We start from the raw sequence: 20448 nt of genomic DNA, 5'->3' as shown, positions 1-20448 counted from the left end.
CACCAATTTTTCGGGCCGCCTGCAGCTTCGTCGCTGTGGCTGCATTACCGGAAGTATTCTGATTACCCGATGTATTTACGCCTGGTAGATTGATATCTGCGGAGCCATCGAAAGACACACCTCCGATACTACGAGCGATCTGGAGCTTGCTCGCCGTTGCAGCGTTACCGGAAGTACTCTGGTTGCCCTGAGCATTCACCCCCGGAAGCACGATATCTTTGCTGCCATCGAACAATACGCCACCGATGCTGCGAGCGGTCTGCAGTACAGTCGCTGAACTTGCGTTACCCATGAGCGATCCGGTAATAGAGCCATCTGCATCGGAAAGCACACGATGATAAACAACTCCCACAACGGCGTTTTCCGGTAGCGTATCCAGAACCTCAAAAACTTCCAGGGTCTCTACCGCTGCGCCAGAGAACTGAAGGTTAACAATCAGCTTCTGAGCACCCGCACCGGCATTCAGATAGATATCGTAGTTGTCCTCATCGGTGTTCACAGTGGCTACGTTCTGCACGGCAGAATCCATTGTGCGATAGGTAACTACATTCAGGCCACGCGGATCGCCACTAGCTGTTCGAAGCACTATGTCGGCCATTGCCGCCTGATAAGGGCTGTTGACTTCATATCCCGCACCGCCAATGATCTCGATATAAACGGTGCTGGTCGACTGCGGCATACGTGCGCGCGAAATCTTCACCCATTTAGGCGAATCGGTAGTTAGGTCCATCTCTGCGGAAGTCCCTTTCCACTTCACGCTCGCTACACTTGATTGGGCATTCTGAGCATACTCATACGCCTTATCCTCAGACTCTTTCGCTTTTGTTTGGGATATTTTTGCTTCACCCGCGGAGGTTGACGCCTCGGTTGCCTTCTTCGATGCGAGCACAGCGGACTCAGCCGCCTCATTCGCTTTGACTTCTATCCCAGCCAGAGAATCTGCCGCTGTTGTTGCCGACGCAGCTGCACTCGTCTCTGACTTCTTAGCTTCACCTGCGCTCAATGCAGCGGCTTCTTTGCTGGCTAACGCAGCATCAGCGTATTCGCCAGATGCCGAAGCACTATTAGCCGCAGCCTCGGCACTCAGACCTGCGGCAGATTCACTCTCAGCAGCAGCCTTCTGCGATGCGTCGGCGTTGGTTTCTGAAACTTTGGCCGCAGCAGCACTGGCCACCGACTCCCCGGCGCTCGAAGCAGCATGAGTTTCTGACTCCTTAGCCGCATTTTTCGAGGCCAGCGCATCAGCTGCACTACCAGCGGCGGCCTGCTCTGAGGCAGAGGCATTGGTTTCAGAGGTTTTTGCAGCAGCAGCAGAGTCAGACGCAGCAGACGCTGAAGCAGAGGCTTCGGATGCACTGGTCGCAGCCTGAGCTTCAGATGCTTTAGCCGCATCTTTGGATGCCGCGGCACTCGTGGCTGATTCACCAGCTTCAGTCGCTTTGGCAGACGCTGTCGCGGCAGACGCAGCAGCATCGACCTTGAGGCTTTCAGCATTGGTTTCAGACGTTTTGGCAGCGGATGCACTTACACCGGCAGCGCTTTCTGATGCAGCTGCGGCGGTAGCACTCTGGCTTGCTTCGGTGGCTTTGGTCGTCGCTGTATTGGCGCTTTCCGCAGCGGCCGCAGCACTGGCAGCGGCTGCTTTGGCCTTTTCACCAGCGGCATCGATAGCGTCGGTATTGTCTTTGTACCATTGCTGATTGGCATTGTGCTCATTGACGATCTGCGTCAGCGACTTCACGGTCACTTCCGTACCGTCTTCACGCTCAAGCGTGACCTCATCAACAGCTGTCAACCAGCTGCGCATCGTCTTCGAGTCGGCTGACATACGGGTCATTAGCGCGGTAAAACGTGCGCTGAACTGCGTTAAATCGCCCTCATAGGTTGTAATGATGCGGCACGGAACTTCCGTCTGGGTTTCGCCTGAATACGGCTCCACCAGCAGCAGGCTGGTGTCATTGAGTACGCGCTTAATTTCGTGCAGTTTGTTATCAGGGCCAATGACAATCATGCCCGGCAGCACACCATTCGCGGTAACGTTCCAGAACGTACCGGTGCCGGTGAGTGTGTCACTCCCCTGTGTAAATGTGATAGTACCTTCCCTGTACCACATATTCGCTCCTTGATAAGACGGGCATCCTTGCCCGTCATTAAGTAAGTACCTACTTATTTTTACCGATATGAAGAAATATTTCTACTGTCAAAGAAGCCCAATCCTCACCCGGAGAACGTTGTTGTCGTCATAGACATCGATACGCTGGCCGTTGATGACCAGACGACCGTTACCGCCACTATTGCCGTTGATCTCCAGCACGCCATTTTTCCCAAAGCGCCATCCTGAACGGCCAGAGACAAAGTTGGTGGACTGTAGGTCGCCAACTTTGGCGTTGGTGATTGTTCCATCCTTGATAAAAGCGCCGTTCATGTAAGCAACGCTGTTTTCGACCACAAACGGTGTGGTGATTTTCCCGTTAACCGAGTTCACAAGACCAAAGCGGTCTGCTTGAACAAGGAACTGAGAAAGACCTGTGCTATCAATGCCCAGCGCGATACCGGCAACATATTTCTGGCCACCGCTCGTGGAAGTCTCCATTTTAAGCGTCCACGCTGTCGAAACCTTTTTGTTGGTATCGGCAATTGCCTGGGCCTGCTGCTGGATAGTTGCCGAGTTGCCGTCTACTTCAGCCTTAATCGTATCAATACGACCACCTAGTGCTTTATCGGCTTCCGCGCGTGCGGTTGCTTCAGAAGTAATAGCGGCACTGATATCTTTTCCTGTCTGAGCCTGCAAATTGGTGATTTGCCCTGCCAGCGCAGAGTCGGCATCGGTTCTGGCTTTCGTTTCTTCCGCAATAGCCGCCTTAATGTCGGCGCCTGTTTGGGCCTTTAGTGTTGTGATTTGTTGCGCCAACGATTCGTCGGCGGTCGCTCTTGCAATCTGCTCTTCGGCCAGCGCCGCGCTGATATCTCCCTCAACCTTCGCTTGCAATGTTGTGATCTGCTTCGACAACGACTCATCCGCTGTTGCACGAGCCTCTTGTTCGGTCACAATTGCCGCAGCGATATCGTCGTTAATCTGAGCTTCAAGCTTGGTTATTTGGGTCGCAATAGCCTTATCAGCCTCAACACGAGCCGTCGTTTCTTCAGTGATAGAAGCGCGAATATCTTCACCAATTTCTGCGCGGATCTCTTCCACTTTCGAGGCCATTGCAGACATATCGTCGGCAAACGTCTTCTGAGTGGTTGCGATCTTCGCGTTATTGACCATCTGCTTGTGCTGGTCTTCATCCTGACGCAGAGCGAGATCGATATTGGTTTTGGCCAATGCCTCAATATTGGTGGTTACTTCCGCGCTGGCTCGCTCGACTTCGGCCACAGTTTTCTTCATCTCTTCAACAGCAGCAACGCTATCGTCAACAGAAGACTTCATCGCCTCAATCTGTTTGGCGTTCGCCATATCGCCTTCTACTCGGGCCTCACGTTCTTCGGCAATCAATGCAGAAGCATTATCGAGTGCTGCATGAGCTGCTTCGACCGCGCCAGCTACGGCTTTGCCCTGCTCGGATACAGTTTCCTGTAACTCAACTAAAGCCGCATTGGAATCTTCAACCTGTTGCAGAGCGTCATTGACCTTATCCAAAGTGCCGGACACTTCCGTTTTAAGCCCGTTTTGCGCTTCTTCTAGTCTCTGATCTGCCGCCGTCAACTTGTCATCGAGATCTTTGAGGCTTTCCTCCATCTGCTGATAGATAGAATCAACAGCCTCCTGAGAAACCTTAGAGTCGATTTCCTCAAGCAACTCCTGTCCCAACTCAGAAGATGTGATTTTCCCTGTCAGGAATGAGAGAACATCCTTTGTCATCGCCTCGGTACCCAAATTGGAGTTCGGCGGACTCAACATGCCTCTCTTATTTGCCGCGCGAACCCAATAGAACCACGTTTCGCTATCTCCCAGACCTGCATGGGTGAAAGTAGTACTGGCGGCCTCGGCAATCAGTTTTGCGGTGTCCAGGTCGTTGGTCTGTGACGCATACACGTTGATGTGGTCGAGATCGATTGAATCAGGGTTAACCCAATTCAGAATCACGTTGCGATAGTCACCCACGGCCGTCAACGCAGTCGGTGCGCCTGGCGGTGTCATCGTTCCCTGAACTTTATAGACTGTACTGATGATCTCAGTCTTTTTGCCGCTGAATGACACAGCATAAAGCTGGATATCATATTGGCCGTTCTCGGCAATATTGATGATTTCGTACTGCTCTTCAGTGACACGCGCGGACTGCCAGTTAGAAACGTTGTTCTCGTCCGAGCGACGCCAACTGATCCAATACTCAGCAGACTTACCTTCCCAGGTCGCAATAAGCTTGATGGAAAGGTTGCCTGGGCTGGAAATATACGTTCCTTCCGTCACCTGCAGGTTTGTCGGCTTCGAGTATGTTGGATCGAGAACGGTGTTGTTCTCCGGAATCAGCGTCGCCCCATTGTCTATCGCTTCGTACTTCGAAGGGTTATTCTGGACGACCGTCACATCGAAAGACCCTTGCGCATCACCCTGTGCAACGTTGATAACGCGTACTCGCATTGGCTCCAGGTCTGGTTCGGTGATAGTCCAGATGCCATTCATTACTGGCATTTCGCCGGATGCCAGAGACTTCGAGAACGTCACTTTAGTGATATTCTCCCCCGTCTCCAGAATGTCGCGTTCGACGAACTTGCCTTCCTGGTTCAAGATGCGAATGTAGCTGCCGCTTTTCTTCAACGATACTGGTGCGTCTAATGTAATGCTGCTCTTGTTAAAGGACATAATGCGACCGGAGTTGCGCTTGCCCGAACGGTACTTGTTCTGGATTAGCACGGTTTCACCAGGCATCAAGAACGAAGCATCGAGACCTGCAGTAAAGGTGATAACGTCAGACTCCATGCGAGCGGTATACAGCAACCACAAACCGACACGATGCGCCTGTCCACGGCTGGTACAACCGAACGCAACCACTTCAGTTTTGCGCTCGCCATAACGGCGCATCGCCTCCTGGTCTTCGACGTACTCGATGTTCTGCTTGTAGCCGTCTTCTTTATTGTTGTAGGTGACAAGCGCAACGGAAGGACGATCTTTGCGAGCTGAACCTTTATAGCTGAACTGGCCATCTTTGACGTTTGCGTTGGTAAACATCATGACCGGGTCTGACGGACTGTCCTGCATGACGTTGACCATTCCACCAGCCCAGAAGACCATACCGCGGAAGGCGCCAGCGATATCCTGAATCAGTCGATAAGCATCCTGCCGGCTGGTTATCTGGGTGTTGATGGCGAAACGCTTCTCCTTGCCGCCGAAACCATCGTCGACCTCTTCGTCGCAATAGCGACCGATCTGATACATCTGTCCAAGATCAATCATGGACTCAGAGACAAACTGCCCAAGGCCATATCGGGCGTTGGTCAGAACGTCGAAGAGAATCCAGGCTGGGTTAGAAGATGACAGCAGCTTAAACGTACCGTCCCAAACACCAACATAGGTATTGGTGTTCTCGTTGTAGTTTGACGGCACGCGGATTTTCAAACCACGCACCAGATACGAACGAGAAGGCATAGAGCTGCCGAACTGCTCTGAGTTAACCTTGAGTCCAACAAGCGCAGAGTTCGGATAGTTCATTGGCGTATCGACGATCTCACCGATGGAGTCCACCCACGTATCGTTATAGAGATACTGAGTTTTGCTGTCGTCGGTTAGGCGTATGACACGAACCTTATATGCGCGGCCAGGTTTCGGCAGTTTGAGTTCGTAGCTGCGGTAGTAAACACCTGTCTTCTTCGCTGTCAGGGCAACTTCAACACTTTTCTCGCCTTCAGCAACTACATCAGCAAATGTTCCATCGCCATTGGCGATCTGAAACTTGTATTTGACTGTTGTGCCGTTGGTGTCACCCGATTTCTTATCCACGCTACGCAGAGAGGGAAATTTGAGGATGACGCGAACGCGGTCAGCTTCATCGTTATCGATGGAGACTGTCACCTCATGTGTCTTTTTCAGCTGAATGTTGATGGATTTGGGCGTTTCAACAAAATCAAAGCCAGCCATAGGCGTCTGGTCTTGCGAACCGTCGCGAAAATCCCATGTAATGCCGCTATAGTTGGCCGAGCCGTCTTCATTGAGGATCGGCAGATCATCGATGAAAATCGATTTTGCACCGTCAACCAGACCACCAATAACGCCTTCCCCGAGCAAGTCGAGGATAGACGCCATAGCACGCGAGTTAACGGTATCATCGGCTTCAACCGGCGTGCGGCTGGAGCTGCTGCTTTTCTTGCCGCCTGCACCTGCGATCAGGAGAGGCAACCTTTTCTTCTTGAACTGTTCCATGTTCAAAAAATCCCTTATTACATAAGCTGGTCGATGGTGATAGAAGAACTCACAACCTGCGAGCCAACCAAAATTTCCTCTCCATAGATGAGCTGCACCGGGTTTCCCTGGTTAGTGGTGTTCTGCGGCCCATCGAAATAGAACGAGTCGGAGTTATCCGCCTGTCTCACACTGTCGTTCGTCGCCTGTGGCGAAATGAGTTGCGCGACGCCGCCCATCATTAATGACAAACCGAGCGGAGCCAGGGCTGGAACCCAGATGGAGGCGACCATCAAAACAGCACCCACCACCGTCTGAAACCAACCAAACGCAGAGCCGCCACTACCGCGAGGAACTGGCGTAATTCGGATCTTCGCGATGTTGTCGGACTGCCCCATCATCTGGTACTCACCTTCGTCGACCGACCATTTGTGGCCCTGCTTGTTGGTGATCTGGATGTGGTATTTGTCGTAGGTTTTGAGGTTTCGCTTCATCCAGGCTTTGAATCCGGGGCGATTAGCCTCAATCAAATCCAGAGCCTGCTTGGTGTTGCGAACCTTCAAATGCCAGTGACGACCGAAGTGTTTGGCCATAGGGCCGCCAAGTTGCACATGAACTAACTCAGACACGTCTCATCTCCCTTGAGTAAGTCTCTGTGACGCAGGTGGTGCGTCGTGTGTTTCTGGTACATGCCACCGTAATAAGCGCGACAACTCAGGCGGTCGATCTGGTGATGCAGGATCATGCCGTCTCCGATATACACCGCGCAGTGGTCAGGCATTTTTCCGTACTGGATGAAGAAGACATCGCCGCGCTGCGGTTCCGTCCCTGGCGCAAGACGCACCAGCCCTTCATTTCGATAGTTCTGGTCGAGAATGTCGTTGTCGCCCGTGTACCATGACGGGATATGCAGGTGCGCATTCGGATTCAGCTCAACACCAAACTCGCGCTTGAGATAGTCGCGGCAAAGCATCCAGCAGTCGAAGACACCGAACACATAGGGTCTCCCCAGATAAGGCATCTCAAAGCCGTCTGGGGTGATCACATTCATCTCACTGAAGTGAAATGGCGCATCGCCCTCGACATTCTTCCGAACAGCCAGAATCAACCACGGAACTTCCGTTGCCTCACATCCGGCTCGGTCGGCGTCTGACGCATCAGCTGATTCGTCAGTGTGGGAGTGCCAGATGGCAACCACGTCCCCCGCATCTTCCGCAGCGATAATGTCGTCAGCGTGCATAACAAACGTGTTTTCCGGGTACTCCGACACGTTCCGGGCTTCAATGAAGCGATATTTCTCGCCAGTGGTGCGCACCAGAAAGCCACACGCTTCGTTCGGGTAGCGTTTGATGGCTGTCAGATAGATTTGTTGCATAACGTCCGAGCCAAGCTCAGGGAGCACTTTATTACCCATAACGTGTTGCTCCGATGAACCCGCCAAAGTGGATTACGCCATTGGCAAAGTAGTTACGGCGAGCGTTGCATGAGTCGTAGCGTTTCGTGCAGTAATCCGCGCCTGACATGGTGGTTTGCTGGTTGTTTTTGTCGAAATATGGGCCGGTGTAGCCGCACTCTGGGCCGCGGTATTTCCACGGGCAGGTGTTTTTGATGATCTGGCGGTACGGCAGCTGCACGCCCATCAGATCGAACACACTCGACAGCTCAAACTCGACGACCTCATGGGTTTCGAGAGTCTTCTGTTCGATGAACCACATCTCATCCGGGAAGTGCTGATTTGGATCTGCGGTTGGATTCCCGTCTTTGAAGTTGGCCGCATCGAGAAAACGCGCCAGCGTCATCTTGCGGATGATGCGGCAACCCACCAGATCGTCGTTTGCCTGAACTTCAGCGGAGACAGTTCCGGCAAAGTCGGAGACCTGGATTTTTGGACGCGGCAAAGTACCCTGACCAGTCTTATCAAAGCCTGACGCTTTGATTGGCCACGGTTCGTAGGACACACCCTGCCAAACGACTGGCTCCATCAGTTCGTTTGTGCCGGCGTGGAAAAACAGCTTGCCCCCAGAGGTGGTGTTCGACATATCAAGTTCGAACAACTCAATGAGCGCGGAGGGCGACAAGCTCTGAATATCAGCTTTAATACCCATCGTTTCTTCCTTGAAATAAAGAGGCGCCAACATCCTGTCAGCGCCTATAAATAATAGTAAATAAGTGCTTACTTATCTAGTAGGTTAAATTATCCTTCATAAATTTGTCTGAAGGTCGCAGTGAGAACCTGATAGCCCTGGTAACGTTTGACCGTATGGCTGTCGCACACCACAACAATCTTTTTGCCACGAGGGTTCGTCCAGTAGAACGACTCAACGGCCGCGCGTGCCGTCAGAAAGTCATCGACGGCATTGATGACGTCGTAAGAGCGCGTAAATGTCAGGCTCCACTCTTCTTTGATGCGATTGAGACCTTTGGCCTGGCGCTGTTCGTAATCGTCACCGAAATTCAGAACCGCCACGTTAGGCTTCACGGTCTTTTCCGACTCGTAGTCGGGATACCAGTTAAAAGTCAGTCTTTCCATCTCACATCCTTGTGAGACTGCCCCTTCCGGGGCAGCCGTGGTTAGTTACGTTGAGAGTTAGGGTTGAGCGAACCGCCTGGTCGCTTCTCCTGAGCGATGGTTTCAAGCGCGATCGCCTTCATGCGCTGTGCGGCCTGACTCCATGCGCCTTGGGAATTGCTGTTCTCCGTGACACTGCCGTCGCTGTTGACGTTGATCTCAATGCTGACGGGGGAGAACACGCCGCCGCCACCGCCTTTAACACTCTCTGCATTGAGCGTGACCGGGATGGAACGACCATCCGGAAGCGGAACGTAGGCTTCGTTCATGTCTCCTTCGCCAAACAACGCCAGCTGTGGGGAGTCCGCGATGCCACCTTTCTGGTACGCCCGCAGCGGAACCACTCCGTCTTTCCCGAAAATGCCGCCTTTAGCGAACTTCGGAATTGAAGGAATGCCATTCGTACCATCTGCCGCGGAACCAGTCAGATTGTTAAACCCTGAGCTGCCAGAGGAACCCGACATCAGGCTATCAAACCCGCCACCAGCCCAGGCTGATACCAATCCGGAAACCACTGTCGAACCGAAACTCAACCACTTGTTGCCTGATCCGGAAGCATTTGCCCCCAACATGGCGAACGCAGCGGAGAGTGCGCCAGTAACAGAGCTGAGATTCTGCATTGAGAAGATGGAGGTCTTCACTGCTTTAGTTTCAGCGTCTTTGGCCTCGGTGCTACTGAACAGCCCCGACACCCAACTCCCAATCGCGTTGGTTGCCGTACCGATAGCGCTGGTCGTTTGCTGAGTCGTCTGACCCAATCCGGACACAGAACTGGAGGTCTCTTTCGTCGCTTCACCTACTGACTTGTCACCGTTGACCGCATTCATACGGACGCCCTGATTGGCAACCGCTGACGCGACACCAGAAAGCAGATTGCCGCTCTGAGAGCTGCCAGCTGCCGTCGTTCCCATCCCCAGCATGTTCATGAGAGGCAGGGTGATCTGCGTCTTCACAACCATGTTGGTGATGTCGCGGAGAATGGATTCTGCCAGGCTGGAGAAATCCATTTTCCCCTTCATGACGAAGTCGGTGAGCGTATCGGTAAGACTGCTGAACAGATTGCTCCAGCTATTTTCCAGTTGCTCGGCCAGATTTTCATACTCAAGCGCCAGCTTCTGGGTGGCCGTGCCGGTCTCTTTGATGAGCGCGGTATTGCCAGCGGCAACAAGCTGATTGATCTGCTTGGTGTACAGCGCCACAATTTTCGGATCAGATGCCTGGTCACGCAGATCCATCAACGCTTTCAGGTTACGGTTGTAGGTGTCGTTGAAATCGGCCACCTTCTCTTCACGAGACGGCTTGTAACCCGCGCTAATGATGGAATCGGATTCCGGCGCCCAGGTGGAGATCATCTGCTCGACGTTGCGGCGGTTGAACATCTCGCGGTAGTCGTCGCTCGCGTTAGCCAGATCAGCAAGGCGTGACTTGGCTTTGTCGATCATCTCCTGAGTGATGAACTCATTCGGTACGGCGTTGGCCAGGTCGGTCAGCGATTTGGTGGTGTCGCGGAGTGACTGGTCAAACGATACGGTCGCTTTCGAGCTTTCGCCCATCTGCCCCATAAGCTGATCGGCTTTATCCAGCGCTTTCTGGTATCCAGCCGCCAGCTTACGCTGGGCGCTTTCTTCCTTCTTCGCGGCACGCTGGGAGGCGTTGGCTGTACGCTGGCCCGCTTTCTCGGCAGCTGCTGCATCCTGCTCACGCGCTTTGGTCAGCGCGGCAATAGCTGCGGCGCGTTCCTCATCGCTCATTTTCTCCAGAGAGCTGGCACTGGATGCTTTTTGCAGGTTCAACTGAGTCTTGAGCTGTTTAGGCCCAATAATCGGCTTGCCTTCGAAATCCAGCATCGCCGTGCCGTCCGGCAACGTGCGCTGATAGGTTGCGGAGTCCATCTGGTTGCGCATGTACTGTGCCAGAGCTTTCTGGGCCGCCTTGTCGCTCGTACCAAGCCCCAAAACGGTTCCCTGGTTGGACATGACGCCCTTACCAGTTTTGGCAGCGTTATCACGCTCAAACTCGGCCTGAGTCAACTCCTGAGCGACAGCTTCCAGATGCTCCTGATAGCCTCGAATACTGCCTTGTAGCTTCTGAATCTGCTCGGTATTGCCCTCTTTCTTCGCTTTTTCGAGCAGATCGTTGTAGTGGGCAATCTGCTTCTCGGTCGCGTTTTTACGGGAGGACAGGGAATCGACCAGTTTTTGCGCCGGTTCCAGGTATGACTTGTTCACCGTTTCACGGAGCGGTGCGAGAAGTTTGTTCTTCTCATCGTCGGACAGTGATTTGTCGTCATTGATTTTCTGGATCTTATCCAGAGCCTCCTGACGTGCTTTCACAAATGTCGCAGAGAAGACCTGATTGTCGGCCCGGATTTTCTCAATCTGGGATTCTGCTGCCTCTTTAGCCAGACGTTTGGCTACAGCCCCGTCACCCAGCGCAATAGTGCCGGTGATCTTCTGGTACTCTTCCTGATTCTTCTTCAGGCGAGCCTCGATATCGGCTTTTGACTCTTTGTGAGTGACAGCGCCAACGGAGTTGGACACATAGCTCACGCTTTCGCCTGTTTTGAGCGCTCGCTGGTCTGCGATGATCTCTTTTTCGAGCTTTTCCGCACGCTCTGCCATCTGCGCACGTTTAGCCGCCGTCATCGCCTCCGGGATTTTGCGGATCTCGTCAACGACTTTTGACGTTTCGCTGCGGAGCATGGTCATATACGTGATAAGACCGGCCACAGCCACGGTAGCGACGGTAAACGCTGCGCCAATTGGGTTTGCTGCGATGAACGCAGTAAGACCAGCGAATGCCCCCTGTAGCCCCGTAATTGCGCCGCGGATAGCGAAGATCAGCGATGGAATAGGTGCCAACCCCATTCGAGAGGCTCGATTAAACCGGGTAACAGCAGTCGCCCCCAGATTGAACGGCGCCTGGATGGCAGTCGACATCGTCGCAAACGTGTTAACCATCTGCCCGGCAGTGCCAATCACGCCAGCAATCCCGGCACGCATCAGCTTGAACGCCACCATTGCGGCCACTACTTTGCCCAGGTTGACAATCAACTCCTGGTTTTTCGCCAGCCACTGCGCCAGCTCACGTAAGCCGTCAATTGCGGTAGTAAGTCCGGAACCCAATGAGTTAGCGAATGAAATGCCTTCAGCGCTGTTCATGATGGAGGCCAGCTCTTTCATTCCCTTTGAGAGAGAATCCAGATAGCCCGCCTGACCGACGCGATCGGCAAACAGCGTAAATGAGGTTTGCAGTTGCGCCAGCGCACCGGTGTAGGTCTGCATCATGTCTTTGGCGGCGTTTTCGTTCTCTGCACGCAGACCAACGAACATCAGCGACAGCGCCTGTTTTGCTTCCACAGTACCGGTGGAGACTGCTTTGGTCAGTTCCCCCATAGTGATACCGGCAGCGTCTGCCATCGCCTTCATCGCGTTAGGAACGGCTTCACCTAATTGCTGACGCAGTTCTTCCATCGACACGACGCCCTTACCGGACATCTGCTGAACAGCCACGGCAGCACGTTTAAGCAGCTCGCTATCGCCGCCGAAGCGTGCAACGGAGTCCACCAGTGCTTTCAGCGATCCGTCAGTAGGATCGAGACCTGCCGAGCGGAATTTAACGAAGGAATCGGTCAGCGCCTGCATCGCAAACGGGGCGTTTTGCGCCATATCCACGATGTACTGCATATCCTCTGCGGCTGCTTTGCCAGGGTTGGCCTTGTCCTTGTTCAGCCCGCGCAACATGACGCGCATACGCTCCATTTCGGAGGCAGCTTCAACGATTGGCTTCTGCCAGCCGAACAGGATGTCAGTTACCGTTCTTGCCGCATCACCAATCTCGCCCAGCAGGAAAATATTGCCGCGCAGACCAGAGAACACGCCATTTTCAGCACCGCGCCCGCCGTGGCTATAGGAACCGCTGTGTCGACCGCCACCGCCATTACCATCGCCCTCACCGTAGCCGCTGGTGCGCACACGCACCGGCTTGCTGATCAGCTGCTGGCGGCCAATCACCGCATCCATCTGATCGCGGACTTTCTTCAGCCCCTCGGCAGCCTGGCTCGTTGTGACGCCCCAATTGCTGAGACGCTTCGTCGTGGTGTTAAGGCGCGTATTCATGCCACTCACGGATGCAGAGGCTTCTTTTACCTCCGTACCGAAGCGGCTGGCGCTCTTACCAGCGAACGTTGCCCAATCGGAAAACTCGTTGAGTTCAGACTGAACCTTGCGCAGCGATGTGGTGAGTTTATTAACGGATGAGGTGGTTGTGTCGACGCGCTCAATCAGAGTTTTGAGACCTGAGTTGAGGCTGGTAATGTTGCCTCGCGTCTTGCGCGAAACATCAGACACAAGCTCGAAGCCGGCAGCTACATCCTGTAGTTTGTCTGCCGTGGCATCGAGCTTGGACTCCAGAACGCCGATGATGCGGGAGACCGAACCCAACGAGCGTTCCAGATTGTTAATTTTCTGAGCGGGCTTTGTGGCCTGCTCCCCGAATCTGGTAAGTAGCTTACCCGCCCGGTCGATTGACGCTGTAAACTGCTTGTCTTCCAGCGACAGGATAAACTCTACGTTTTGTGACATTCCCTTGTCATCCTCTGCCAAAAATTTGCATCAGTTGCTCTTTGGCGTCAGGGTCTGCCTTATCCTTGCGCGGATCGTAGACTTTATCGGTTACGACTGGTCTTCCAATCCTGAGTTGCAAACCCTCCATGAACGCCTTCACGCCCTCGCCATCTGCCTGGGCAGCGCGAGCGACTTGCAGGTTGCGGACATCCTCTTCCGCGCGTAGACGGTCGATGTTGCGACTGAGCATCCAGAACATCGTTAGAGGGACGCCCAGCAGCTCTAATGGCGACACGGCGTAGTGAGCAACTACACGACTGAAATAGAATCCGAGATCTATCGATACGGTCTTTACCCCGGATTCATCGCGGGAAATTACTTTGCCCCTTCACCAGCCGCTTTTTCGTTCTCTTCATCAATCACTTCCATAGCGAAGGTGAAGATCTGCTGGAGCTGCGGAACAGTCAGTTTTTCCAGTACAGCGTCCGGCACGGATGGGATGACCTTGCGAACCAGGTCGGCGTAAGCAGTAACCTGCTCAACAGGCGACATGTTCTGGAGGTCTTTGCCTTCCATCTGCTTGATGGAGACGAACAGGCCAACAGTCATTTCAACGATGGGGTATTCCTGGCCGCCGAACTTGATGCCTTTCTTCGGAGGCAGAATGGAGTCGAGATCGAGTAATTTGGTCATTGGTTAAAGTCCTTTTAAAAGAGAGGCTCTTCCTGAGCCTCTGCTTAGTTACATCGCGATTATTGGGCAGAATTAACCGTTACTGCTTTGGTCGCTTTCTTGCCGCCGCTATTGCTGGTGAAGGAGATATTTGCCGAACCTTCAGCTACTCCGCGAACCAGACCAGTCTGGTCAACGGTTGCTTTCTCCTGATTGTCGGATTCCCACACACCAGTTTTGTCGCCGGCATCTTCTGGGGTGATCTGGGCAGTCAGTTGCACGGTCTCACCAGCTTTAACTTCCGGAGATTCCGGAGAGATAGAGACGGTTTTAACCGGCTTTGGGCCGCTCATTTTCCCCAGTACGCCGCTATCATCCGGGTAAGCGGTGAACTGAACGGAGAACACGCGAACATCATCAGACTGGTAAGTCATGGTGAAGTTACCTGCGGTCGCCGCTTTCGGGATGGTCAGAACGTAGTCGGTGGTATCCTGCGGGGTCAGAACCAGCTCTTTGGCTACGTCGATCAGGTTGACGCCCTGTGCGGAGGTGATGGTTACAGCGTTATCTTCTTCGCTCAGGGTAGAACCCGGCATCAGATCGACCATATTCTTCAACACAGACTCGGCCAGCGGCGCAGTGATAGTGATGTTACGACCCTGCACCAGCTCGGAGATGGTGGTCTGCCCCAGCTGGTCTACGGTGACTTTCAGAGTTTCGGTCGCAACCTCAACCTGAACACCGCCTTTGGTGTAACCCAGATCAACGCCACCAAACGACACTTTGCAGGCGCCAAGTTTGATGTTTTTTACATGGGTATTGGACATTGTTGGAAAACTCCTTTTTCCGTTAAATCAGCACCTTCATGGCGCTAATGGTAAGTATATACTTACTTATTTTATTAATTCAACAAATAGCCCGCAAATTCAATCGGGATACCCGCTTCAATTAATGAGCCTTCGTTTTTGGGATAAGTGATCGGCATAGACATTGGCCGAACCAACCGGAAGTAAACGCCCTCTGACACGGTTTCTTCGACCGGGAACATATCCATGATCTTATTGGCTTTCGCCACCGCCTTTGTGATCGTCGCATTACGCACGATGACGGTAAAAGAGTCGTGATAAAAGCCTTTCAACTCATGGTCAATAGCGATCCCCGTATTGGGATTAACCAACAGAACACCGGACTTCACATTGGCTGGCATGTAGTGACAGAAAATGTCAGCGCCGACTGTACCGATCTTCGCCTTCTGCATCAGGCTCGCAAATGCTTCAATAAACACATCAACCTCTCGTAAAACCTGCTTTCCTTGCCGCTTCTGCTATCGTCTGAGTGAACTGTTTTTCACTGATCTGTACGGCTCTCTCAAGGAACAAAGGCCCAACTCGTGGCTTCACACCAGCGACTGGCGGGTTGGTGACGCTCTTCATGCGAGAGAGATAGCCGAGACGATACTTGCCCAACTCCATGTACTCCGCATAATCGCCAACCTCAACGCCCGGATGCCCTTCGCGTGGTTTGGCTCCATATACCGATAACTCAATACGAAGCCCGGTATAACCTTCTTTGACCACTCTCGCGAAGATCGCGCTTTCGAGTGAGCCGGTCTCCAGCGGGGCCATTGCCCGCGCCAGACGCTCAACCAGACGCGCCAGCTTCTCCATGTCACGGATGAGATAACGCTTAAAGGCTTTCTGGCTGTTATTGAGCCTGTCGCCAGCACGTTTAAACTGATGCGCGTCGTACTTCAGACCCATATGTTTGCCCCTACTTCCAGATGCCCAGGGCGCCCACGCAGTCCCCAGCGACGATGCACGCTGGATACCTTCAGCTTTTGCCCCTCCAGAATGAGAACGTCATCAAGCTGCACTGCGGCCTCAAGTGGGATCACCAGAACAGCATCGAACAATTCCAGATTCGCTTTACCGCGACTGCCGGAGCTGTCCGCACGTACCGATGACTTCTCGTTACTTTGCTCAAACTTAACGACGCCGACGTTCGTCTTCCTGACGAACTGCAATTGCGCTTCACCGTAGACGTTCTTCGAACCCAGACGGTAAATCGCTATCTCTGTTTGCCATGAAATGTTCATGCACTCTCCCTGTGGTTGGCAGCCGCACTCATTACCAGGCGAAGGCGCGATTGCTCGTCTTGAGCCTTTCGACCAGAAGTAAATAATGCGACTGGCGTTACGCACGGCGAACAATCATGCGGTTATTGATGTAACTGACCAGCAGTCGCCAGGTACTGCGAGCCACATGCACATTTGCCGCTTTGCCGGTGCGGTACATATTGGTCGTTTCACCAATGGACTCAGACAGAATGCCGTCCTCGCGGGCTGCCGCTACGTCATTGCCGTTAGCGATTTCGCAGGCTTCATTAACCACGGCCAGCATTAATGCCTGTTTGAAGTAGTCCGGGAACTCGTCGAATTTCTCAGGCGTCATCTGCTCCCAATCGATCAGATCGTGACGATATGCCCCGTCAGCGCCCCACGGAATGTCATAGACGTTCAGCATGTTTTGCGGGCGATCGTATCGGTCGAAGTCGATACGCAGGACTTTGCGGATTGAGAACGGCAGCGTTTTGACGCGTCTGGTGGCCTCAATGAGACGTTTGCGCATCAGCCCTTCTCCATCAGCTAACAGGGTGTCGCCGTTCAGCATATCGATAGCTTGCATCTGGGCGTCTGCGACCGTTGCGAATGACTGGCCTGGAATTGACAGCTCGAAGCTATTCAGCAGAACGTACATCTTGCGCTCTTCATGCGTCAGCCCGGATGCCACCGCTTTGACAATGACGTGTCGCAGATCGCGCTCTTTATCTGAAAGCAGGTTGTGTTCGGCCGACACGACAACCGGAATGGACATCTGCCCCTCAGTAATATCGAGAGGTTCGTTATCGACGATGATCGCACCTGCGCCATCTCTGACGGTATACGTGGCCGACTCAATATCCAGAACGTTAAATGCAAACGACAGGGAAACTGCTTCCCCGCTACGGTACGTGTCGATCTGCGCCATTACTCACCGCCCTGTGCTTTCAGGATGCCTTCGATCATTTCAACGATACCTTTGGCTTTCACGCCAATCTGGTTGCCGATCTGACGCAGACCCGCAATACCTTCACAGTCCGCAATCGACTCCAGCTCTTCACGAGTAAAGCGCTGTACCGGTTTGGCTTCCACTTCAGCCGTACCACGTTTCATTGGCACAATATCCGGGGCCGCCGTCTCGACAATGTCGTCCGCAGTTAAATCATTGCGGCTGCTGTACGCGGCAGAAGGAGATACATTTTTGCCTTCAACGGTAGTGGCACGCATGGAGGCACAAATCCGCTGCTGATCGATGAATGGCAGTTCGGCAACCGAGATGCCGTCGACAAACTGGATACCGCAGAGAATGCCCGTGTACCCCAAAAATTGAGGCTCCAATAAACGAATTTTTGCTGGTTTCATTCTTCTTCTCACTTAATGGGCGGCATCGCCGCCCATGTGTTGGTTACGCAGCCGGTGCTGCGGTCACTTCAACGGTCGCAGTGGCTTTGTGGCTACCGTCTTCCGTGGTGACTTCGATAGTGGCAGTACCTGCAGCCACACCGGTCACAAGTCCAGTTGCGCTATCAACCGTCGCGAACTCGGCATTTTTTGACGCCCAGGTTACGCGCTTATTGGTTGCGCCAGCCGGTTCGATGTTCGCGGTCAGCTGTACCGTTTTGTTGGCTTCAACGCTGGTGGTGCTCGGATCGACAGAGACGCCAGTAACAGCAACGACAGGCTCAGTGACTTCAACCGTAGCAGTAGCTTTATGGCTGCCATCCTGCGAAACCACTTCAATGGTTGCCGTACCAACGGCTACGCCAGCTACGTTACCGTTCTGGTCAACGGTCGCTTTGTCGCTATTTTTGGAAGTCCAGGTGACTTTTTTATTGGTTGCGTTTGACGGCTGTACATCAACACGCAACTTGACCGATTTTCCCTTCTCAACGGAGGTGGAGTCTGGCGTTACGGTAACGGACTCCACGCTGACAGGCTTAACGGTCACTTCGACTGATGCCGAAAGCTGAGTCTGCTTATCGGTGGCGGTGATCTTCACTTTGCCCGGAGTCACGCCAGTAACCAGCCCCGTACCGCTGACTGTGGCGACCTGGTCATTGGCCGACGTCCAGGTGAATGAATCTGCACTTTTGCTCATGGTGATACCTGCACTAAGTTGAACTGTTTTGCCCACCAATACGGACGGCGCAGCCGGTGTAATGGTGACAGACTGAGTGAACGGAATTGCCCGGAAGCAAGCCGCAAGATGATTCTGCTGGCGCTCGCTCAGAGGCTCGTTGGAGATGGAATTGGTGAATTCGGCCCGGCACATATGCCCCGTGAAATCCGCAAACGCCTCTTCCGTGATCTTCATCTTTTGTTCTGGCATTTCTCGCTCCTACAAAAAGGGTGGGCGTATAGCCCACCCCTAAACGGTAGATAATTACTTACCTACTATACTGATCAAATTTTTACGTTGGTCAGCGCGGCGATAGCCTTGTCGTGCTTGTTCGCCAGAGAGCAGTACCACTTAACGCGGGTACGGGTTGCGTCTTTGTTCTGAACAGTACCGATGTTCTCAACAACGATACCGGCGTTTTCACCGCCATACAGACCAGTCACACCGTTCTCTTCGGACAGGTGCAGGCAGTAGATGCTTGCTTTGCCCGCGTCAGTTGGGATGAAGTCGTTCACGATGAACGGTACACCGTTGTGGCACAGCATCGGACGGCCGAAGTTTTCCATCATGATTTCGGACGGGCCGAGGCTAACGGTACGCAGCAGAGCGCGGTAAGCACGCAGGTGCTCGGAACGCATCATGATGCAGTCTGCGCCCAGATCTTTCACCGCGTCGACCAGCTCGTCGAACATGGAGAAGGTCATGGAAGCGCCTTCGATGTCGATCTTCTGATCGTCGTGCATCAGCTTCGGAATACCGTCGAACGCTTTGTTGTTGGTGCTGGAGTCGCCCAGAATCAGGTTGCGGCGGAATGCGCGAGCCAGACCTTTCACCTTCTGACGAACCTGGATTGCCAGCTGGTTGTTGGTGTCGGACATAGTGGTCGCCAGGAATTTGTCGACGTCTACGTCGCCTGCCAGGATACGCAGCTTCGCAACATGTTCGGTGAAGGTTGCAGCGCCTTCGGTGATGGTGTCGTTCACATCGATGAAGGTTGCTTCGCTCAGGGTAGCTTCGCGGTTGTAGAGGTATGCCTTAGAATTAATCTTCATGAAAGGCAGAACAGCGAACAGGTCATCGCGATCGATGATGGTCTCGATCACACCCTGCTCAAGTTCGTTGTTAGACAGCTTTTCAGCTTCATCACGCAGTAATGGCATCTTTCATTTCCCTATGATTTAAGATGTTACTTGAGTCCGATTTTCCCCAGACCGGAGGTCAACTTATCCATAGTCGACTTGCTCTTCGGCTGGTTTACTTTGTGGGTCGGTTTGCTATTGGAACCAGCACCCTGCTTGGCTTCGCTGCGCAACAGTGCGTCAGCTTCCGGATCTGCACGCAGAATGCGCTCAATCGCGGATTCGAACGGTAACGGTTTGCCTTCACCGTCAACCAGAACTGCACGTTCTTTCTGACCGGCTGGCTTATCAAAGCCCACAACACTACCGTCTTCACCCACTTCGAAATGAGAGCCGTAGATAACGCGAGCCTTAGCCGGAGTCATCAGAACTTTGTCACGCAGGAAGGCAGAGCCGCTGAAGGAAGCGCCAACCGTCATTTCGACCAGTTGAGCCTTCAGTGCGGCGTTCTCGCTCTCCAGAGCGGAGTAGCGTTCGTCGCGCTGTGCCAGTTCAGCCTGGTGTGCTTCGATCATCTGCTTTTTCACAGCATCAAACTCACCACGGCGTTCCAGTTCAGCCTGCTCCGCCTCCCGACGTGCGGTTTCTGCGGCTTGTTCAGCTTCGAGAAGCTGGCGAGCACGCGCCGGGTCAATATCACCGTACTGAGCCAGCTGATCGGCCAATGTGCGCTCTTTCTCCTTGCGCTTCATGTTCTCTTTCAGCAGGTCAGCACCGGCTTTCTTGGACTTACGCAGTTCTGCCAGCAACTCTTCCTGAGTCATACCGGCATACTCGTCGTCGTCACCCTTCGGTTGCTCTTTTTGCTCGCCCTGTTTGCCTGGGTCTTGATTGCCCTGCTCATTGTCTCCAGCAGGAGCACCGCCACCAGCGCCTCCGCGCTCATGCGCTTCAGCTACATCCATCAGGCCACGACGGGCCATAAGCATTTGCCACAGATTCATAGAAA

General features: G+C 53.4%; 17 protein-coding genes and 1 pseudogene. All 18 read right to left on the bottom strand.

Annotated elements, in window-relative coordinates:
- A pseudogene (locus AB4K05_RS22455) lies at positions 1-2113 on the bottom strand (phage tail protein); the annotation flags it as partial.
- An 87-nt stretch (positions 2114-2200) separates the two neighbouring features.
- On the bottom strand, positions 2201-6358 hold the full coding sequence (locus AB4K05_RS22450; protein WP_368481921.1) for a phage tail protein: 4158 nt from the start codon (positions 6356-6358) through the stop codon (positions 2201-2203).
- Between the two features lie 17 nt (positions 6359-6375).
- Entirely contained in the window at positions 6376-6966 is a 591-nt protein-coding gene (locus tag AB4K05_RS22445; protein ID WP_016051626.1) for a tail assembly protein, read from the bottom strand.
- Positions 6954-7751, bottom strand: coding sequence for a C40 family peptidase (locus AB4K05_RS22440; protein WP_022649951.1), 798 nt, complete (start codon positions 7749-7751; stop codon positions 6954-6956). Before AB4K05_RS22440 ends, AB4K05_RS22445 begins: the two co-directional genes overlap by 13 nt.
- The gene (locus AB4K05_RS22435) at positions 7744-8442 is read right to left on the bottom strand and encodes a phage minor tail protein L (RefSeq protein ID WP_368481920.1); all 699 of its coding nucleotides are present in this window, start codon (positions 8440-8442) and stop codon (positions 7744-7746) included. Before AB4K05_RS22435 ends, AB4K05_RS22440 begins: the two co-directional genes overlap by 8 nt.
- An 89-nt stretch (positions 8443-8531) precedes the next feature.
- Entirely contained in the window at positions 8532-8867 is a 336-nt protein-coding gene (locus AB4K05_RS22430; protein ID WP_016051623.1) for a phage tail protein, read from the bottom strand.
- A 41-nt stretch (positions 8868-8908) separates the two neighbouring features.
- Positions 8909-13489 carry a tape measure protein gene (locus tag AB4K05_RS22425; protein WP_368481919.1) on the bottom strand — a complete coding sequence of 1527 codons (4581 nt, stop codon included), beginning with the start codon at positions 13487-13489 and terminating at the stop codon, positions 8909-8911.
- A gap of 7 nt (positions 13490-13496) precedes the next feature.
- Positions 13497-13721 carry a hypothetical protein gene (locus AB4K05_RS22420; RefSeq protein WP_000952684.1) on the bottom strand — a complete coding sequence of 75 codons (225 nt, stop codon included), beginning with the start codon at positions 13719-13721 and terminating at the stop codon, positions 13497-13499.
- A 125-nt stretch (positions 13722-13846) separates the two neighbouring features.
- Positions 13847-14164: a hypothetical protein gene (locus AB4K05_RS22415; RefSeq protein WP_063929381.1), complete on the bottom strand. Its 318-nt coding sequence runs from the start codon at positions 14162-14164 to the stop codon at positions 13847-13849.
- 59 nt (positions 14165-14223) lie between these two features.
- A complete protein-coding gene (locus AB4K05_RS22410) occupies positions 14224-14970 on the bottom strand; it encodes an Ig-like domain-containing protein (protein ID WP_048231971.1) in 747 nt (248 codons plus the stop codon).
- A gap of 74 nt (positions 14971-15044) precedes the next feature.
- Complete coding sequence (locus AB4K05_RS22405; RefSeq protein ID WP_057102242.1) at positions 15045-15428, bottom strand: minor capsid protein; 384 nt, start codon at positions 15426-15428, stop codon at positions 15045-15047.
- Position 15429: 1 nt separating this feature from the next.
- Positions 15430-15903 carry a hypothetical protein gene (locus AB4K05_RS22400; protein ID WP_368481918.1) on the bottom strand — a complete coding sequence of 158 codons (474 nt, stop codon included), beginning with the start codon at positions 15901-15903 and terminating at the stop codon, positions 15430-15432.
- The gene (locus tag AB4K05_RS22395) at positions 15894-16238 is read right to left on the bottom strand and encodes a hypothetical protein (protein ID WP_057102241.1); all 345 of its coding nucleotides are present in this window, start codon (positions 16236-16238) and stop codon (positions 15894-15896) included. Before AB4K05_RS22395 ends, AB4K05_RS22400 begins: the two co-directional genes overlap by 10 nt.
- Before the next feature lie 97 nt (positions 16239-16335).
- Complete coding sequence (locus tag AB4K05_RS22390) at positions 16336-17169, bottom strand: hypothetical protein (RefSeq protein WP_000057119.1); 834 nt, start codon at positions 17167-17169, stop codon at positions 16336-16338.
- Positions 17169-17603, bottom strand: coding sequence for a hypothetical protein (locus tag AB4K05_RS22385; RefSeq protein ID WP_000801184.1), 435 nt, complete (start codon positions 17601-17603; stop codon positions 17169-17171). The genes AB4K05_RS22390 and AB4K05_RS22385 overlap by 1 nt, the downstream gene beginning before the upstream one ends.
- 43 nt (positions 17604-17646) lie before the next feature.
- Positions 17647-18570, bottom strand: coding sequence for an Ig domain-containing protein (locus tag AB4K05_RS22380; RefSeq protein WP_368481917.1), 924 nt, complete (start codon positions 18568-18570; stop codon positions 17647-17649).
- 74 nt (positions 18571-18644) lie between these two features.
- Entirely contained in the window at positions 18645-19520 is an 876-nt protein-coding gene (locus tag AB4K05_RS22375) for a major capsid protein (RefSeq protein ID WP_040110313.1), read from the bottom strand.
- Between the two features lie 26 nt (positions 19521-19546).
- Positions 19547-20443, bottom strand: a complete 897-nt coding sequence (locus AB4K05_RS22370; RefSeq protein ID WP_045339224.1) for a DUF6651 domain-containing protein — start codon at positions 20441-20443, stop codon at positions 19547-19549.
- Positions 20444-20448: the final 5 nt, after the last annotated feature.

This window comes from Kluyvera sp. STS39-E (assembly GCF_040932435.1).
GTDB lineage: Bacteria > Pseudomonadota > Gammaproteobacteria > Enterobacterales > Enterobacteriaceae > Kluyvera.
This window is presented reverse-complemented; position numbering and strand designations above follow the sequence as displayed.

Excerpts from the sequence above, each read along its gene's own strand:
- AB4K05_RS22380 (WP_368481917.1), bottom strand. The coding sequence starts at position 18,570 with ATGCCAGAACAAAAGATGAAGATCACGGAAGAGGCGTTTGCGGATTTC.
- AB4K05_RS22450 (WP_368481921.1), bottom strand. The coding sequence starts at position 6,358 with ATGGAACAGTTCAAGAAGAAAAGGTTGCCTCTCCTGATCGCAGGTGCA.
- AB4K05_RS22415 (WP_063929381.1), bottom strand. The coding sequence starts at position 14,164 with ATGACCAAATTACTCGATCTCGACTCCATTCTGCCTCCGAAGAAAGGC.
- AB4K05_RS22390 (WP_000057119.1), bottom strand. The coding sequence starts at position 17,169 with ATGGCGCAGATCGACACGTACCGTAGCGGGGAAGCAGTTTCCCTGTCG.
- AB4K05_RS22425 (WP_368481919.1), bottom strand. The coding sequence starts at position 13,489 with ATGTCACAAAACGTAGAGTTTATCCTGTCGCTGGAAGACAAGCAGTTT.
- AB4K05_RS22410 (WP_048231971.1), bottom strand. The coding sequence starts at position 14,970 with ATGTCCAATACCCATGTAAAAAACATCAAACTTGGCGCCTGCAAAGTG.
- AB4K05_RS22375 (WP_040110313.1), bottom strand. The coding sequence starts at position 19,520 with ATGCCATTACTGCGTGATGAAGCTGAAAAGCTGTCTAACAACGAACTT.
- AB4K05_RS22430 (WP_016051623.1), bottom strand. The coding sequence starts at position 8,867 with ATGGAAAGACTGACTTTTAACTGGTATCCCGACTACGAGTCGGAAAAG.
- AB4K05_RS22400 (WP_368481918.1), bottom strand. The coding sequence starts at position 15,903 with ATGGGTCTGAAGTACGACGCGCATCAGTTTAAACGTGCTGGCGACAGG.
- AB4K05_RS22440 (WP_022649951.1), bottom strand. The coding sequence starts at position 7,751 with ATGGGTAATAAAGTGCTCCCTGAGCTTGGCTCGGACGTTATGCAACAA.
- AB4K05_RS22395 (WP_057102241.1), bottom strand. The coding sequence starts at position 16,238 with ATGAACATTTCATGGCAAACAGAGATAGCGATTTACCGTCTGGGTTCG.
- AB4K05_RS22435 (WP_368481920.1), bottom strand. The coding sequence starts at position 8,442 with ATGGGTATTAAAGCTGATATTCAGAGCTTGTCGCCCTCCGCGCTCATT.
- AB4K05_RS22420 (WP_000952684.1), bottom strand. The coding sequence starts at position 13,721 with ATGCTCAGTCGCAACATCGACCGTCTACGCGCGGAAGAGGATGTCCGC.
- AB4K05_RS22385 (WP_000801184.1), bottom strand. The coding sequence starts at position 17,603 with ATGAAACCAGCAAAAATTCGTTTATTGGAGCCTCAATTTTTGGGGTAC.
- AB4K05_RS22370 (WP_045339224.1), bottom strand. The coding sequence starts at position 20,443 with ATGAATCTGTGGCAAATGCTTATGGCCCGTCGTGGCCTGATGGATGTA.